The sequence below is a fragment of the Haloterrigena salifodinae genome (assembly GCF_003977755.1).
In the GTDB taxonomy this organism is placed as follows: Archaea; Halobacteriota; Halobacteria; order Halobacteriales; family Natrialbaceae; genus Haloterrigena; species Haloterrigena salifodinae.
The window spans coordinates 1-17,291 of the sequence record NZ_RQWN01000006.1 but is presented as its reverse complement, the minus strand read 5'-3'; the positions used below and the strand labels follow the sequence as shown (position 1 = coordinate 17,291).

Below are 17,291 nucleotides of genomic sequence, written 5' to 3'. Positions count from 1 at the left end.
CAGAGAGGAGAATGTTCGAACGGACACCGATTCGAATATCGGCTGGAGTCCTCGAAAAGGGTAACGAAGAGACCGCTATACGGAGCGTTTCCGTTGGATCGACCGATACTCCGCGCCGAACTGGATCCGATCGTTCCTCGAGAGTTCGATATCGTTTGCCGCAAGCAGCTCAAGCATTCGCTCGATATCGCATCCGTACCACATTGCGAGGACGCGGACGTTCTTCTGTGCGTAATCGTAGTTGCGCGTAAGGACCCGCGGATTCAACGGATCGACCGTGATCGACGTCATTGTCTCTCTAATTGGTATAGAGTGACATAAATCTAGGGAGGTGGAGACGCCGGTTCGTTGGCGACGATCGGTTGCCCGGTCGCGATGGCTGACAAATCCCGAGAGGAGGATACGATTTGCGACGCTTCTCACCGGAGAAGTTCAGTTCAGTTCATCGCTACGGTGTTCCGCGTTTCCTGAGAGAGACCAATCGGAAGTAACACATTGCCGTGAGAATAGCGTTCAACGGGTTATATCCATATAATGAAAAGTAATATTCTGAGAGTGGTTCAAAATAGTATTCAGTAGTAGTGGTAACAGTCGAATAGCAGGGATCGTGATATCGACTCAATTAGATATTATGGATCCGATTCCCCAGCACGCTCGTGTATCGGAGGTATCGCTCTTCCGCTGATCGGTCGAGGCAAAGTGAGCAATTATCCCGAGACTATCGCCCGGTAATACGATCGTATGAACCGGCACCCAATAATTCCCAGCCCGTTCAGTTCTAGTACAACACAAATACCTAACTTGTATATAATGTAGAATTGTCGTCTCTAGAGGGTCGTTTCGATCGGCGCGTTTCGCCCGAATAGGTCACGAACGTGATAGATGCGATCGGCGTCGTATCGATACGGCGCCGACACACGACACGACGAAATAGCCACCTCGAGATCCCGTGTGACTTCCGTGGCAGAAAAGTACTCGAGATCGTGACGAATCGGTAAACCTACCGTCCTGGACGGAAGAGAGTCGATAATGCGACTCGCACGGATCGAAACGTCCGACGGACCGGTTGCCGGAGAGTACGAAGACGGCTACGTGCACGCCGACGAAACGTACGAAGTCGGCGTCGACGGGGAACTGCTGCCGCCCTGTGACCCCTCGGCGCTGTACTGCGTCGGCCGCAACTACGCGGAGACGCTCGACCAGATGGACTACGAACGACCGGAGGAGCCCGACTTCTTCATCAAACCGCCCGCCTCCCTGTTGGGCCACGAGGAGCCGATTTCCTATCCGGAGTTCACGAACGAACTAACCTACGCCGGCGAGCTCGCGGCTGTCATCGACGAACCCTGCCACGACCTCTCGGAAGACGAAGTTCCGGAGGTCGTCCGCGGATACACGATCATGAACGACGTGGACGCGCTGGATCAGCAGGGCCGGACCGCGCGAAAGGCGTTCGACGGCTCCGGCCCCCTCGGCCCGTGGATCGAAACCGACGTCGACCCGACTGGCATCGACATGTGGACGGACGTAAACGACGAGCGGCGACAGGACGCGAACACGGAGCTCATGCTGTTCGATCCGTACGAAGTCGTCTCGTTCCTCTCGAAGCGATTCACGTTCCGTCCGGGCGATGTCATCGCCTTCGGCAGTCCCGCGAACCCCGGACTCATCGAGCCCGGCGACACCGTCGAGATCACCTACGAGAACGTCGGAACGCTGCGCAATTCGGTCGTCAGCGCCGAAGAATAGTCCCAGCGTCGCGGCCCGATTTCTTCGAGATCGAACCGACTCGAGACGCCGCGGTGACTCGCGACGCTCGAGGACGGACCCCGTCACGCGTCGCTGTTCGAGAACGATTGTTCGTCGGTGATTCCTCGAGTCGGGCCCGCGAAAGAACGGCGCGAGACGGCTAGAAGAGTCCCGGGAAGATGAGGTAGCTAAACAGAGTGGCGACGATCCCGACCCCGACCGCGTAGTAGATGAGTGGGATCAGGTTCAGTCGCATGACTCGCCCCTCGCTGCCGACGAGGCCGACGGTCGCCAGCGCGGCCACAACGTTGTGGATCGCCACGAGGTTCCCGATGGCGCCGCCGACGGCCTGTGCGCCGACGATGACCTGCGTCGGCAGTCCAAGCTGGGAGGCAGCCTCGAACTGGAACCCGCCGAAGGTGATGTTCGAAACCGTGTTCGAACCGGCCATCGCGGCGCCGAGCGCACCGATGAGCGCGGCGATGAACGGGTAGGCGGGGCCGACGGCGGTGGCGGTCGCCTCGGCGAGGACGAAGATCATGCTCTCGGTCCCGTCGGCGTGTGCGCCGGACTGGAGCATCACCTGCACCATCGCGATGACGAACACGAGCGCGATCAGCGGAGCGATGAGTTTCTGTCCCGCTTCGCTCCAGGCGTTTTTGACCTCCGTGCCAGACATCCCGTAGAGGGGAATCGCGATCAGCGCGCAGACGAACAGCCAGAAGCCGGGCACGTACACCCAGTCGATACCGCCGCTGAGACCGGTTCCGAGGATGTCGTTCCACTGCGTGCCGAACTGTTGGAGGACGGACGGGAGCGGTTCGACCACCCGCGTGACAACGAGCAGGACGACCAGCAGAATGTACGGCGCCCAGGCGCGGAGCAGCGACATGTCGGTTCTGACGACGCCGCCGTCGGCGGCGGTCGCGTCGCCGGCGCCGCCGCCCACGCCGGGTGCGTTGGCCTGTCCGGGTTCGATCGTTCCGACCCAGTGGGCCGGCCACTCCTCGCGGTCCGGGAAGTCCCACTCCTCGTCGGGCACGAAGTAGCCCGCCTTCAGGGTGCCGACGACGATCGCGCCGCCGACCATCGCGCCCATCAGGCTCGGGAACTCGGCGCTGACCTGCGCCGCCAGCCAGTAGGGAACGACGAACGCGATTCCGGAGAACAGACACAGCGGCGCGACCTCCCAGGCCGGCTCCAGGCTGCGTTCGTCCGTGTCACCGAAGAAGTAGACGACCATCCCGACCGCGAACAGCGGCATGACGAACCCGATTAGGGAGTGATAGGTCGCGGCCCAGACGGCGACCTGAAGCGAGAACTCCTGGACGGTGAATCCGCCCTCCGTAATCGCCGTGCTCGTGGCTTCGGTGGACCCGAGCGGATCCTGGATCCCGATGACGATCGGTGTGCCGACCGCGCCGTACGTGACAGCGAGGATATGACCGACCAGTCCGGCTATCACAGCCGCCAGCGCCGGGAACCCGAGCGCCAACAGGAGCGGCGCGACGACCGCCGCAGGCGTCCCGAAGCCGGCCGCGCCCTCGATGAACGCCGCCAGGAAGAAGCCGATCAGGACGATCTGCACCCGTCGATCGTCGCTGATCGTCGCGAACCCGCGGTTGATCCGATCGAAGGCCCCGGCCTGCATCAGCGTATACAGGAGCAACAACGCGCCGAAGACGATCCAGAGGATCTGTATCGCCGTCATCACCCCGACCGCGGAGGCGGCGAAGAGATACTCACCCGGCATGTCCCAGACGAAGTAGCCGACGATCAGCGCGGCGACGTACGCAATCGGCATCGCGCGCGTCGCCGGCCACAGCAGCCCCACGAGCAACACGCCCGCGAGCAGGAGCGGCGTCGCCGCCAGCGCGAGTTCAACCGCACTAGCCATCCGAATCACCCCCGGCGGAGCGTCCGAGCAACGGTGCTTCGACGACTACCCTACTGCCATCATTGGTGGAGCATGGCATGGGTGGTAAACTGTTCAGATAGCATTTATAATTGTCGACTATTATCATATTATGGACCGTCGTTGACGGCAGAAACCGGCGACAGACGTTGAATTCCCGATTGTCTAGTTCATCAACTGAATAGTATAATGAACGTCTCTGATTGGTTAGCTTCGGAGCGATACCAGTCGAATTGGGTCTCGAGCGGGCGAAAAACAGCTTTATACTAGCAATTCGACCCTCGGAACGACAACCTCGGGCGGAAAGCGTACTCCGATCGAAACGCATTCGACTAACGTTCCCATCGAAGCGGTACCGGCGCCGAGTACCTGCGCCGAAAACGAGGGGAACAATGAAATAGCCGGGCTCGGTCATTTCGGGTATGACAGTCGACGTACAGACGACCCGGGAACGGTTCGAGGAGTCGCTCGCCGAGCTCGAGGTGCCGGTGACCCGAACGGAGCCGACGGCCCTCGAGTCCGTGCTCGAGGAGATCGTTCGCGAGCCGGTAATCGGAACGCCCCTCGAGTTCGAGGTGGTCTCGCTGCCCGACTGGATCGACGACGCGCCGACGCCGGCGACGCTCGAGGCGGCGACGACGAGCGTCACGTCGGCCTCGCTGGGCATCGCCGACTACGGGAGCGTCGTCCTACCCGCGCGGACGGACGGAAGCGAACAGGTCAGTCTCTTCCCGGAACTGCACGTGCCGATCCTCCGGAAGTCGGACCTCGTTCCGGACATGCCAACGGCGATCGATCGCCTCGGGCCCGTGCTTCGAGACGGGGGCAGCGCGATCCTCGCGACGGGGCCCAGCGCGACGGCCGACATGGGAGCGCTCGTCCGCGGCGCGCACGGCCCGAAAGCGGTCCACGTCGTCCTGCTCGAGGACGGTGAGACCAATGAGTGACGCCGACAGCCGCCGTTCGAAGGCGGCCCACATCCGCCGCCTGCTCGAGACGGAGGGCGACGCGGTCGAGGAGAACACTATCGGGTTCAATCAGGGACGGTACGAGTCGGTGGCCGACCTCGAGGATTACGAGGAGCTCAAGTCCGAGGCGCGGGCGATCAAGGAGGACGCCATCGAGCGGCTGCCGGAGCTGATCGACGAACTGACCGCGACCGTCGAGGAAAACGGCGGGACCGTCTACCTCGCCGACGATGCCGCCGACGCCAACCGCTACATTCGGGAGTTCGCAGGCGAGAAGGACGCCGACCGGCTCGTCAAATCGAAGTCGATGACCACGGAGGAGCTCGAGGTCAACGAGGCCCTCGAAGCCGACGGCGTCGACGTCGTCGAGACCGACCTCGGCGAGTGGGTGTTACAGGTGGCCGACGAGGCGCCGTCGCACATCGTCGCGCCCGCGATCCACCGGTCCGAGGCGGACATCGCCCGGCTGTTCAACGAGCGGTTCGACCCGGAGGAGCCCCTCGAGACCGCCGCGGAGCTGACCGCGTTCGCCCGCGAGCGGCTGGGCGGGCTCATCCGCGAGGCGGACGTCGGGATGACTGGTGCGAACTTCATCACCGCCGACTCGGGGACGATCGCGCTCGTCACGAGCGAGGGCAATGCCCGCAAGTCGGCCGTCGTTCCGGACACCCACGTCGCGGTGGCGGGCGTCGAGAAGATCGTCCCGAGCGTCGAGGATCTGGCCCCCTTCATCGAACTGATCGGGCGCTCGGGAACCGGTCAGGATATCACCTCCTACATCTCGCTGCTGACGCCGCCGGTCGAGTCGCCGGTCGTCGACGTCGACGAGCCCGACGTCGCGTTCGCCGACCGCGACGACGACCGCGAGTTCCACCTCGTGTTGATTGACAACGGTCGCATGGCCATGCGCGAGGACGACCAGCTGCGGGAGACGCTGTACTGCATCCGGTGTTCGGCCTGCGCCAACTCCTGTGCGAACTTCCAGTCCGTCGGCGGCCACGCATTCGGCGGCGAAACCTACTCCGGGGGAATCGCGACCGGCTGGGAGGCCGGCGTCCACGGCTACGACAGCGCCGCCGAGTTCAACGACTTCTGTACGGGCTGTTCGCGCTGCGTCAACCAGTGCCCGGTGGAGATCGACATCCCGTGGATCAACACCGTCGTCCGCGACCGGCTCAACCGCGGGGGCGACGAGGGACAGTTCGAGTTCCTCGTCGAGGGACTCACCCCCGACGAGGAGCCGGGCGGGATCGACCTGCAGAAGCGACTGTTCGGCAACTACGAGACGCTCGCGAAGCTCGGGAGCGCGACCGCACCCGTCTCCAACTGGCTCGCTTCCGCCGGACCGGCACGGACGGTCCTCGAGCGAGTCGCCGGCGTCGACAGCCGACGCGAGCTACCGGAATTCGAGCGCGAAACGCTTCGGGACTGGTACGAGAGTCGCGGGCCGCGGGTCGACGCGGCCGATGCTGATCGGGAGGCCGTCCTCTATCCCGACACCTACACGAACCACGTCGACGTCGACCGCGGCAAGGCGGCGGTCCGGGTCCTCGAGGCGCTCGACGTTCGCGTTCGGATCCCTGAGGTACCCGAGAGCGGCCGCGCACCGCTCTCGCAGGGGATGATCGACACCGCGGACGAGCGCGCCAGCCGGGTCTACGCCGCCCTCGCCGAACACATCGACGCAGGCCGAGACGTGGTCGTCGTCGAGCCGTCGGACCTCGCGATGTTCCGCCGGGAGTACGAGAAGCTGCTGCCCGAAGCGTCGTTCGAACGGCTGCGCGATGGCAGCTACGAGGCCCTCGAGTACATCTACGGACTGCTCGAGAACGGCGCCGACGCCGACGCGCTCGGCGGCGCCGACGCCGAAATCGCCTACCACTCCCACTGCCAGCAGCGGACCCTCGGCCTCGAGCCGTACACGACGACGGTCCTCGAGAAAGCGGGTTACGATGTCCTCGAGAGCGACGTCGAGTGCTGCGGGATGGCCGGCAGCTTCGGCTACAAGACGGAGTACTACGAGCTGAGCATCGACGTCGGCGACCGCCTTCGCGAGCAGTTCACGGCCCCCGAGGCGCGGGATCGAATCGTCGCCGCGAGCGGCACCTCCTGTGAGGACCAGCTCGGCTCGCTGCTCGAGCGCGACGCCGTCCACCCAGTGGAGCTACTCGATCCGCGGCAGCGAATCGGCCGCTGACCACTGCTACCACCGGTTTTTCTTTCGGCCGTCTCGCGAGAGAACCGCGATAGCAGTTGGTTCGCGGCTCAGTCGCCGAACCGCGGAGACGACTACGATCCCGTGAGCAGGTCGTTCACCTTCTCGATCGGGTGCGGCGGCTTCTCGTCTCGCGTTTCTTGGTCGCCGATCTGACTCCGGCAGGACGCGCCGGGTGCGACCGGCGTCCCGTCGCTCTCGTCGAGTTTCTCGTAGAGCCGCTCGCCGATGGCCTTCGAGAGGTCGTAGTGTTCGGCCTCGTAGCCGAACGAGCCAGCCATTCCACAGCAGGTGGAGTCGATCGGATCGACCGCGTAGCCGGCCCGCCGGAGGACGCCGACCGCGTGGTGGTCCTTGCCGGTGGCCTTCTGGTGGCAGTGGCCGTGGTACGCGAGCGTCTCGTCGGTCTCGTCGAGGGGCAACCGCTCGAGGAGCCGGTACGTGTCCATGTACTCGCTGATGCCGTAGGCGTGTTGGGAGACGGTTTCGGCCTGCAGCGTGCTCACCAGATCGCCGTATTCGTCCTGAAAGACCACTGCGTCGGACGGTTCGACCGTGACGATGTCGTACCCGTTCTCAATATAGTCGGAGAAGAGGTCGATATTTGCCTGGGCGCGCTCCTCGGCGGCGTCGAGCATGCCGACCGAGAACGCCGCACGGCCGCTCGGCGCGACGTCCTCGGGGATCTCGACGTGGACGCCGGCCGATTCGAGCACGCGCACGGCGGCTTTCCCGGGCCGGGTGTAGTTGTAGTTCGTGTAGGTGTCGGGGAAGAGCACCACCTTGCGTTCGGCGGTTTCCGGGCTCACCCGCGGGCCGCGCTCGGCGAACCACTCCTGGAGGGACTCGCGCTCGAAGGAGGGCAGCATCCGCTCGGGCGCGATGCCGGCGACCTTCTCCATCACGAGTCGACTGCCCGGGAGCTGTTTTCCGGCGTTGGCCAGCGGCGCGAGCGCGCTCCCGAGCTTCGAGACCGTGTCGATATTACCGAACAGCCGCTCGCGGAGCCCGATCCCCTCCCGTTCGTGGTACTGGTGTTTGGTCTCGGCCTTGAGTTTCGCTAGATCGACCCCGGTCGGGCAGTCGCTCTTACAGCCCTTGCAGCCGACACAGAGGTCGAGCACCTCCTCCTGGAAGCGCTCGGAGTACATCTCTTCCTCGTCGATCTCGCCGGAGATCGCCGATCGGAGCATGTTCGCCCGGCCGCGGGTCGTCGCGATTTCGTCTTTCATCCCCCGATAGGTCGGACACATCACGTCGTCGGTTTGCCGACAGGTCCCACAGCCGTTGCAGAGTTCGACAAGCTGCGAGAACCCGCCCTCGTCGGTGAAGTCCAGTTTCGTCTGGGGCTCGATCGACGTGTAGCCCGCACCGTACCGGAGGTTCTCGCGCATGTCGGTCGGGTTCTCGTCGGTGTAGACGACCTTGCCGGGGTTCATCCGCCAGTCGGGATCGAAGACCGACTTGACCTCCTGGAACGCGGCCCAGAGATCCTCGCCGTACATCTTCGGATTGAACGCGGTACGGGCAAGCCCGTCGCCGTGCTCGCCGGAGAACGAGCCGTGGTGTTCGACGACGAGGTCCGTCACATCCTCGGAGATCGACTGCATCGCCTGGACGCCCTCGTCCTCCTTCAGGTTGAGGATGGGCCGGATGTGGAGCGTACCGCTGCCCGCGTGGGCGAAGTACGCCGCCGAGGTATCGTGGTCGTCGAGGATGTCCATGAACTTCTCGACGTACTCGGCGAGTTCCTCGGGCGGAACCGTCGCGTCCTCGATAAACGGGTACGGCTTTGGATCGCCCTCGAGGCTCATCAGCAGCGGAATGGCCGCCTTCCGAAGCTTCCAGAGGTCCGCCTGCTCGTCCTCGGTGTAGGCCTCGAGGGCTTCGAAGGCGTCGCCCTCGTCGACGAAGTGGGCGTTCGTCTGCCCGATCGCCGCCTCGAAGTCGTCGTGGAGTTCCGAGTCGTACTCCAGCATCAGCGCCGCCTCCGTCCCATCGGGGATCGGCTCCTCGTAACGGGAGAACTGCTCGGACTCCCGGGCGAGCCTGAACACCTCGCTGTCCATCAGTTCGACCGCGCTGGGATCGAACTCGAGGGCTTCGGGGACCGCCTCGAGCGCGTCGATCAGGTCGTCGAAACAGTAGAGCACGAGCGCGGTCTCCTCGGGGAGCGTCACGAGGCTGAGCTCCGCTTCGACGATCACGCCGAGGGTGGACTCCGCGCCGACGAAGAGCTTCGAGAGGTTGATGACCGTCTCTCCGTCCTCGTTCTCGTAGATCACCCTGTCGAGGTTGTAGCCGGAGACGGTGCGCTTGAGGTCCGGGTAGCGGGCCTCGATCTCGTCGGCGTTCTCCTCGACGAGGTCGCGGACGGTCCGGTAGATCTCTGCCTCGCGGTCGTCCCTCGAGACGATTTCCTCGTACTCTTCGGAGTCGAGGACGACCTCGCGGGTATGGATCAACGAGCCGTCGGCGAGGACGACGTTCAACTCCTCGGTGTAGGCGTCGGTGATCCCGTAGCGAACGGAGTGAGCGCCGGTCGAGTTGTTCCCGATCCCGCCGCCGATCGTCGCGCGGTTCGATGAAGCGGGATCCGGCGCGAACTTGAGGCCGTACTGTGCAAGGTGATCGTCGAGGTGGTCCTGGACGACGCCCGGTTGGACGCGCGCCCGTTTCTCCTCAGCGTCGACCTCGAGGATATCGTCCATATAGGTCGACATATCGAGCACGACACAGCCCGGACCGACCGTCTGTCCCCCGAGAGAGGACCCGGCGCCGCGGGCCATGATCGGGACGTCGTGCTCGGCTGCGACGCGGACGGCGTTTCGCACGTCCTCCGTATCCCGAGGGAGGACGGCGCCGGCCGGACGAGCCTGGTAGATACTCCCGTCAGTCGAGTACAGTACCTGTGCGTACTCGTCGAACCGAACTTCCCCCTTGATAACCGATCGCAGATCGTCCGCGAGTTCGGCGTACTCACCGACGTCGCTGTAGTCGTGGTCGAGCGTAGTTCGAAACTCCTCGTAGTTGCTGAGATCGCCCTGTGGCTTTTCAACAGCCATCGTATTCTTTTTCGTACATCAATTATTATAAACCCTGCCATTAGTTGCATCCGTTACCTTCGAAAGGTACACTGATTGGGGACCGACCCGTGTCTCGAGCGGGTCGCCTCGAGCACTGATCAACGACTTTAAGAGAATGGTCGTCGGGAACTGAGATATGGAGTTCATCCATCTCAACATCAACGTCGCCGACGCCGACGAGACGATCGAGTTCTACGAACAGTTCGGGTTCGAGGAGAGCTGGGAGTTCGAAACCCCGGACGGCGAAACGAAAAACCGGTACATCGCGGACGAAAACGGGATCGAACTGCAGCTTTCCGATACCGACGGTGAGACGGAGTTCGAAGAGGGAACGGCCTGGGACCACCTCGCCATCGGCGTCGACGACGTCGACGAGGTGTTCGCGGAGATTGATCACTACGGCGTCGTCAAAGAACCGGGTGATCAGCCCGAGGCCGGTGCTCGAACGGCGTTCGTCTACGACCCGGACGGTCGGAAAGTCGAACTCGTCGAATCGTTAGACTGACTCCGGTGTAACGCGGCTCACCGGGTCCGGTACAGCGCGGCTCACCGATTCTACAGCGAAGCAAGGCGAGTATTTCGGGATTACCTCCCGGATGGTTCACGAAAGTCCGTCGTCGGTTTCGGCCGTCTCGTCATTGTGTGCCGTTCGTCTTCCGCCTATTCGCCTGTCTTCCGTCCAACTCCCGTCCGTGTTTCGTTCGTATTCCACCTCTGTTCCGCGATGGCGAATTGTGAACGGACGGGAAGACCAGCGAGGCGCGACTACTGGGTCCGGCTCGCTGACTCGAAGCAGTTCAGTTGTTCTCTATTCCAGAATCATTGCCAACGGTGAACACGCCGGCCAACTGAATTACACTCGTACATCTGTAAATAATTGAGATAGTGTCGCAGCGAAACGGAGAGGAACAAAGGAGCCACGCTCCGTCGTTTTCTATTCCAGAACGGTTGGCCGGAGAAAGCGTCCCCAGCGGTTGAGGGACATAGATTCGGAATTAACCACGGAGACGCGTGGTTGAGACTCTCTTCGCAGCAAAGGCGACTGCCAGTTCGGCGCCGTTCGATTCGCTATCCGAAACGGCATCGCCCGGGGCTGGCGAGGATCGGCAGGAGCGGGAGGAGTTCCGGTGTATCGCTGCCGGAAAACGATAAAACGAGCCTATCCTCGACACCGATAGACACATTGTTTGCTATGTGAGAACAACACTTATATTGCTCGTGATAATACAGTTGACTATGACGAAACGGGCGAAACACCCGGTCCGGACGACCGAGAAGTCGCTGCGAATCATCGCGGAGCTCAACCAGTTGGGGGAAGCGCGAGTGACGACGCTTGCGAACGAACTCGAGATGGGGAAAAGCGCGGTCCACAACCACCTCAGCACGCTCGAGAAACACGGCTACGTCGTGAAGGATTCGGAGACCAAAACCTACCGGCTCAGCCTCAAGTTCCTCGATATCGGCGGGCAGATCCGGAGCCAGAGAGACGTCTACAAGGTCGCGGAGCCGAAGGTCGAGGAGTTGGCCGAAGAGTCGGGCGAACTCGTCCACCTCGTCGTCGAAGAGGACGGCAAGGGCGTCTACCTGTGCCGTTCGAAGGGCGAGCGCGCGGTCGAACTGGACACCTACATCGGCTGTCGACACCACATGCACAGCACGGCGTTCGGGAAGGCGATCCTCTCCCGGCTCCCGGCGGATCGCGTCGACGCGATTATCGACCAACACGGGCTCCCGCAGGTGACGCCCCAGACGATAACGTCGCGCGGAGAACTCTTCGAGGAACTCGAGCGGACGAGAGAGCGCGGGTTCGCGGTCGACGACGAGGAGCGACTCGAGGGGCTTCGCTGTATCGCCGCGCCGATCAAGTTCGATTCGGACGTCATCGGCGCGATCAGCGTGTCGGGGCCGACCGCCCGGATCGACGACGACTGGGAGTCGAACGAGTTCGTCAGTGAACTCCAGCGAACGGTGAACGTGATCGAACTCAACAAGTACAACGTCTGACGACGCGACCGCTGTCAGCGATCCGTTCTGACGTTCTACGTCGCACGCCCGATCGTGAGTGTTGAGCCGGGAGAAGCCACCGACAAACGCCGATGGGAAGCGGACAGTACCTACGATTCGTGCGGCCGACCGTGATAGCGGCTACCGAGAGAGCGCACCACACAATATTAATAGTAGGAAAGAATACCGGTAATTGGATTCATGAGTACGCACACTGATCGCCTTCACGATCGGGAGTTCGTTCGGACGTTCTTTACGACCCCGACGGCCGTGAAAGGAGAAGACGATTCCGCCAAGATGCTGCGCCGTGCCGCCCAGCTTAGCGGCATCGAAGCGCCGGACGTCTGGGTGCCGGACAACGAGGACGCGACGGCCCCTTCGATGCGCGACGAGGGAATCGAGAACATCATCGACGTGTTGTCCGAAGACGGCGACAACGTCCCCGGCGAGGTCCACCCCCGCGTCGTCTGGCACCGCGAGAGCCCCGAGACCCGATACCAGGGCTTCCAGCAAATCCTCGAGCTCGCAGATCCCGAAAACGACGCCGTCGAACACCTCGACGGCGTCGTGATTCCGGAAGTCGGCGACATCGACGACTGGAAGAAGGCCGACGAGTTCATCACCATCGTCGAGAACGAGCACGGACTGGAGGAGGGGAGTCTGGCCATGTCGGTCATCGTCGAGAGCGGCGAGGCCGAACTGGCGCTCGGCGACCTCCGCGAGGAGATGGGCAAGCCCTCGAACAACTTAGAGCGGCTGTTCCTCCTCGTCGACGGCGAGGTCGACTACACCAAGGACATGCGCGCGATCACGCCGACTGGCGAACTGCCGCCGTGGCCGGAGCTGCGACACAACACCTCCCGCGGCGCGAGCGCGGCTGGACTGATCGCAATCGACGGCCCGTACGACGACATCCGCGATGTCGAGGGCTACCACGAGCGGATGACCGACAACCAGGCGAAGGGGATGCTCGGAATCTGGTCGCTGACCCCCGGTCAGGTCGTCGAGGCAAACAAGTCGCCGCTCCCGCCGAAGAACGGAAGCTGGCTTCTCGAGGTCGACGACCGCGAGATCGAACTCGAAGCGGAGGACGGTCGCTACGTTTACGAGGGCGACGCGATCGAACTCAAAGAAGCGACAGACGACCAGTACAGACTCAGCGTCGGCGGCGACGAGCGCGAACTCGACGGCGACGAACTCTCCCAGGAGCTTCTGGATCTGGCCTCCTACATCCCGAGTCTGAACGACATCGTCGACTCGATGGAGGAGTTCGAAGCGGCCAAGGAAGCCGGAAAGGGTGCGATCGCGATGGAGCGATCGGCGACCATCGTCATCGACGGCGTCGAGGTCGAGATCAGCAACGACCGAATGTGGGACGAGGCTACCTACCAGGCGGCCCAGACCCCGATCACGCTGTTCCAAGACGTCTACGAGAACCGGCCGGACCAACACGAGGACTTAGAGGAGATGTACGGCGAGGACCTCGTGGAGCGCGCGATGGTGGTCGGCTGATCAGGGCGCAATATTCAGAGAATCCGGTATTTTCTATATTAGAGGGGTTTGTGAGAGCGGTTCGGAGATCCGACGGTCAGTAGTGGTCCGGATGAAGACTGGTGGTCCAGACGAACAAGCGTCTCGGTGCTGGAAATTGAATACGGACGCCTCATAGAGGGAAGAGGAAGAATAGGTGCAATAGTTCAGATAGATAAAATAGATAGAAGGGTTGCAATAGGTGGAATAGGTGAGATAGCGACCGTGTATAGAGAGGACAGTTGAGAATCGAACAGGTCAGAGAGTACGTCTAAATCTCTGCTGGAAGACTCGCCCAACGGGAGTTACGCGGCTGAACGCCTGGATAGCAGTCGGTCGAGCGCACGCAAATGGATTGCATAACTTGTGCATTACTATAAGCGACAGCGACCGCATCAATCGCTCGATGGAAAGACGATAGCCGAGGAGACCCAGAACTATATAGTTTAATCCGTAAAGACTATCAGCAAGTTCCTGAATTTTACATTGGAAACTATGGCTAGATTATTTCGGTCGGCATGGCGACAATACCGATCAGTTCCGATCGTTTATCGAATCGGAGCAGCGTTCGTTCTCGGTGCTCTCGTTGGACTGGGAGTTGGTCAGCCGGCAACGTCACTGCAGCCGGTTGGTGATCTCTTTGTCCGATTACTCGAGATGATCATCGTTCCCATCATAATATTCACATTATTGATGGCGACGCGAGAACTCTCCCCGAAGAATTTGGGGAAGGTCGGCGGACAGGTCGTACTCCTGTATATCGCCACGACGGCTGTTGCTATCGCGATGGGACTCGGTATGAGCAATCTCATCAACCCCGGCGCAGGGATGACCGTAGAGCAGACTGACGTCCAGACCGAACAAACACCGTCGCTCGTGGATCAAGTATTCAATATTGTCCCTGAGAACCCGTTCGCTGCGATAGCCGAGGGGAACATTCTGGCGATCATATTCTTCACCCTCATCTTCGGTCTCGGGATGACAATGGTACGAGCAGAAGTCGAACCGGACTCAGCGGTCCGGAACGGCATTGACACCATCTTTGACGTAGTTGACGCCGGAGCAGAGGTCATGTTCAAAATCGTCTGGGGAATTATGGAATTCGGCGTCCTCGGTGTGTTCGCACTCATGGCAGCGTTGTTCGGGGAAGTTGGCGTACAAGCGATTAGTGCGTACTTCACTCTCTCCCTGACTCTCGCGCTTGCTATTGGCCTCCAGATTTCCCTCGTCTATCTGCTCCTGATCATCCGAGGAGCAGTCGGCGCTTCACCAGTGGCCTTCCTGCGTGGGATCAAGGAGGCGCTTATTACAGCACTCAGTATTCGATCGTCCACCGCAACGCTTCCCGTCACGATGTCGGATGCCGACGAGAACCTCCGTGTCGAAGAGCGCGTGTATGGCTTTTCACTCCCGTTAGGTGCGACGATCAATATGGACGGGACATCGATGTACCTCGGTATTGTCGCGGTCTTCGCCGCGAATATGGCCGGTGTCTCCCTTACACTGGTCGAACAGTTTACCATCCTGCTTACTGCACTCCTTGCAAGTATTGGCACCGCGGGCGTTCCCAGTGCCAGCCTCGTCATGATGACTGCGGTGTTGACGCAGGTAGGGCTACCACTCGAGGTCATTGGGATGATCGCGGGCATCGATCCACTACTCGACCGCCTTCGGACCATGAACAACATTGCTGGCGACCTCGCAGTGACCACGGTAGTCGCAAAGTGGAACGATGCGATCGATCTTTCGTCCGGCGTCTGGACCGAGACACCAGTCGAGTTCAGTGAAGAGTCTGTAAGCGTGTCAGACAACGACTGAGCGGAACCCAGCTCGAGTCGACTCCGATTCCGACGAACTCGAGCAACTTATACTACCAGTGGCTGCCGTATTACTACTGCTACTGGTCCGAATAAGAACAGCGAGAAGTACCCTCGAAAGCGCGACCACGCTCGAACGCATACTCGTCTCTATCCCATTGGGTGCCTCCACGTCAACGAACGGTGTCGTTCGTCATCATACTGTGCCGATTGCGGACACAAATACGACATTATAAACCATCGACTTCGACATTTATTATACTTCTTAACTTTCGCGATAGGACACAGGAAGCGAACTCGAGTGAACTCTACCATCGTAGTTAGGGAAGCTGATTCCAGAAATACGAACAAGATTAAGCACTTATTAGCCGTTCCGTGTGTTCGTTGCTGAAGCGGTTTAGAAAGGAAGAGGTTCTTCGTTTTACCTCTCTAAAGATATGTTTACTACTAGTCGGATCCCGTGCGTTTTGCATCTGAAATCGAGGCCACGCCGCTGGTAGGCGTCGTTCAGTGATTGATCGCTATCGACGAGAAACGCGGCGTCGGAGATGTCGTATTTGTCGAGGAACTCACGGAAGAACGAATTCTCAATGTGGCTTTAGCTAGTATAATTCACTCGACCGTATAATCCTACTCGAGCAAGGGCAGTCCGATAGCTAAACTGATCGACGAGAAACTCAGCCTCGGAAAGATCGTGTTTCTCGCGGCGTTTCTGCAGAAACGCAGCCACCTTGTCAGAGATGTCTCAACTAAATAATGAAGCGTCGAGAACCAACGTTGTCTCGATGTCTTTGCAGTAGAAGGCAAGACCGTTTCTTGTTGGTCTGACAGTAGTTTCGTCGACAGCGGTCCGCGACGGCGCCTTCTTCAGGACACGCGGTGCAAGTCGGTCCAGAGGAAGAACCCGGGCTCACCCGTCAGCGGCGACTTCGAAGCACGCGACTCGAGGATCGGGACCAACGTCAGAACGCGCCCAAATGGTCGTCCTGCGGTTCGTACAGGCCGCCGGTCATCCGTACCTCGTGGATCTCGTCTACCGTCTCACCAATCGATAGTCCGCGGTCGGACATCGCCGCCGCGACGACGCCGATCGGGACGCCGTTCTCGTACTGCTCTTGGAGCTGCCAGACAACATCCTTGAGACCGTCACTCGTGACGTCCTCGTCTAACTCCAACTGCGCGTGTTCGAACTCCACGTCGTGGCCCGTCACGCGATAGTGACGGCGGTGGAAGTCGATGATCTCGTTCGGGGCGTCGGTTCGCAGATCGACGTCGCACTCCGGACAGGACGCGACGTACGGTGCCTGATCTTGGGTACTCATGGGTTCTGATTCTGATTGTCGTGTTTCAGTGTCGATCGGTTATGCAGCGGCAATACCATCACGAGTCGTAGGCTTCCTGGGCGAGCTGGTGGAAGCGGTGGACAGTGTGTTCGTTGGGGCCCAGCTGGGCCTGAGCGAGCGCGCCCGTTCTGAGGCCTTCCCACTGGCGTTCGACCAGCTCAAAGTCTTCTTCCTGGAGCTGGCGGCTCGTCCGGACGAACTCGCGCTCTTCCTCGGAGAGTTCGCTATCGCGGAAGTAGTAGTCCGCGATGAGCTGGAAGCGGTCGGTGTCGATCGGATCGATGATGTAGGTGCCGTAGCCGTCGGCGGTGCCGTACATGTTGACCGTGAAGTTCGGCCAGAAGTAGTGGAACTGGGCCTCGTGCTCGTCGTGGATCCGCATCTCGTCCTCGACGTCCTGGGCGTGGGTGTAGTGGAGCACCCAGTGGTAGTCGTTGACCTCGAGTTCGGAATCGTTGAGCGAGATGCCCTTGATCCAGTCCTGATGGTTAGCCTGGCAGTGGTCGCACTCCGAGTAGTTACTCGCGAACACCTTCCAGTTGCACTCGACTTCCGAGACGATTCGGGTGGCATGTTCGTACTCCCCGAGGGGCAGCGCCTCGAGGCGGTCTTTCATCACGCCGGCCTGTTCGGCCAGCGGCATCGGATCCTCGTTGAGATTCAC

The 17,291-nt window shown here is 61.1% G+C and carries 13 protein-coding genes and 2 pseudogenes; 9 read left to right on the top strand and 6 right to left on the bottom strand.

What is annotated here, in order from left to right:
- Positions 1-75: 75 nt before the first annotated feature.
- Complete coding sequence (locus EH209_RS21400; protein ID WP_126664850.1) at positions 76-291, bottom strand: hypothetical protein; 216 nt, start codon at positions 289-291, stop codon at positions 76-78.
- A 738-nt stretch (positions 292-1,029) separates the two neighbouring features.
- Between EH209_RS21400 and EH209_RS21395 the strand changes: the two genes are divergently transcribed.
- Positions 1,030-1,749: a fumarylacetoacetate hydrolase family protein gene (locus tag EH209_RS21395; RefSeq protein ID WP_126664849.1), complete on the top strand. Its 720-nt coding sequence runs from the start codon at positions 1,030-1,032 to the stop codon at positions 1,747-1,749.
- 160 nt (positions 1,750-1,909) lie between these two features.
- On the opposite strand, the gene EH209_RS21390 is transcribed toward EH209_RS21395, so the two are convergent.
- Positions 1,910-3,646, bottom strand: a complete 1,737-nt coding sequence (locus tag EH209_RS21390) for an L-lactate permease (protein WP_126664848.1) — start codon at positions 3,644-3,646, stop codon at positions 1,910-1,912.
- Positions 3,647-4,086: 440 nt separating this feature from the next.
- On the opposite strand from EH209_RS21390, the gene EH209_RS21385 reads away from it, so the two are divergent.
- Together EH209_RS21385 and EH209_RS21380 are read left to right on the top strand one after the other, a co-directional pair.
- On the top strand, positions 4,087-4,611 hold the full coding sequence (locus EH209_RS21385) for a LutC/YkgG family protein (protein ID WP_126664847.1): 525 nt from the start codon (positions 4,087-4,089) through the stop codon (positions 4,609-4,611).
- Positions 4,604-6,829 carry an LUD domain-containing protein gene (locus EH209_RS21380; RefSeq protein ID WP_126664846.1) on the top strand — a complete coding sequence of 742 codons (2,226 nt, stop codon included), beginning with the start codon at positions 4,604-4,606 and terminating at the stop codon, positions 6,827-6,829. Before EH209_RS21385 ends, EH209_RS21380 begins: the two co-directional genes overlap by 8 nt.
- 92 nt (positions 6,830-6,921) lie before the next feature.
- On the opposite strand, the gene EH209_RS21375 is transcribed toward EH209_RS21380, so the two are convergent.
- A complete protein-coding gene (locus tag EH209_RS21375) occupies positions 6,922-9,912 on the bottom strand; it encodes an FAD-binding and (Fe-S)-binding domain-containing protein (protein ID WP_126664845.1) in 2,991 nt (996 codons plus the stop codon).
- A 157-nt stretch (positions 9,913-10,069) separates the two neighbouring features.
- Here EH209_RS21375 and EH209_RS21370 point away from each other — a divergent pair, with 157 nt between their 5' ends.
- From EH209_RS21370 to EH209_RS21355, 6 genes and pseudogenes are all read left to right on the top strand, one after another.
- Positions 10,070-10,438 carry a VOC family protein gene (locus tag EH209_RS21370; RefSeq protein WP_126664844.1) on the top strand — a complete coding sequence of 123 codons (369 nt, stop codon included), beginning with the start codon at positions 10,070-10,072 and terminating at the stop codon, positions 10,436-10,438.
- Positions 10,439-11,169: 731 nt separating this feature from the next.
- Positions 11,170-11,937 (top strand): IclR family transcriptional regulator, encoded by a 768-nt coding sequence (locus EH209_RS21365; protein ID WP_126664843.1) that lies wholly within the window; start codon positions 11,170-11,172, stop codon positions 11,935-11,937.
- 201 nt (positions 11,938-12,138) lie between these two features.
- Positions 12,139-13,449 (top strand): malate synthase AceB, encoded by a 1,311-nt coding sequence (aceB, locus tag EH209_RS21360; RefSeq protein WP_126664842.1) that lies wholly within the window; start codon positions 12,139-12,141, stop codon positions 13,447-13,449.
- A gap of 126 nt (positions 13,450-13,575) precedes the next feature.
- Complete coding sequence (locus EH209_RS24285; protein WP_164722104.1) at positions 13,576-13,713, top strand: hypothetical protein; 138 nt, start codon at positions 13,576-13,578, stop codon at positions 13,711-13,713.
- 84 nt (positions 13,714-13,797) lie between these two features.
- Positions 13,798-13,917: pseudogene (locus EH209_RS24835) on the top strand (IS6 family transposase); the annotation flags it as partial.
- A 45-nt stretch (positions 13,918-13,962) separates the two neighbouring features.
- Complete coding sequence (locus EH209_RS21355; protein WP_126664841.1) at positions 13,963-15,285, top strand: dicarboxylate/amino acid:cation symporter; 1,323 nt, start codon at positions 13,963-13,965, stop codon at positions 15,283-15,285.
- Between the two features lie 603 nt (positions 15,286-15,888).
- Here EH209_RS21355 and EH209_RS25310 read toward each other — a convergent pair.
- The 3 genes and pseudogenes from EH209_RS25310 to EH209_RS21340 form a co-directional block, all read right to left on the bottom strand.
- Positions 15,889-16,143 (bottom strand): annotated as a pseudogene (locus EH209_RS25310) (IS6 family transposase); the annotation flags it as partial.
- A gap of 103 nt (positions 16,144-16,246) precedes the next feature.
- Positions 16,247-16,606, bottom strand: a complete 360-nt coding sequence (locus EH209_RS21345; RefSeq protein ID WP_126664840.1) for a hypothetical protein — start codon at positions 16,604-16,606, stop codon at positions 16,247-16,249.
- A gap of 58 nt (positions 16,607-16,664) precedes the next feature.
- The coding region (locus tag EH209_RS21340) for an SRPBCC family protein (protein ID WP_282957108.1) at positions 16,665-17,291 on the bottom strand (627 nt) is incomplete at its 5' end.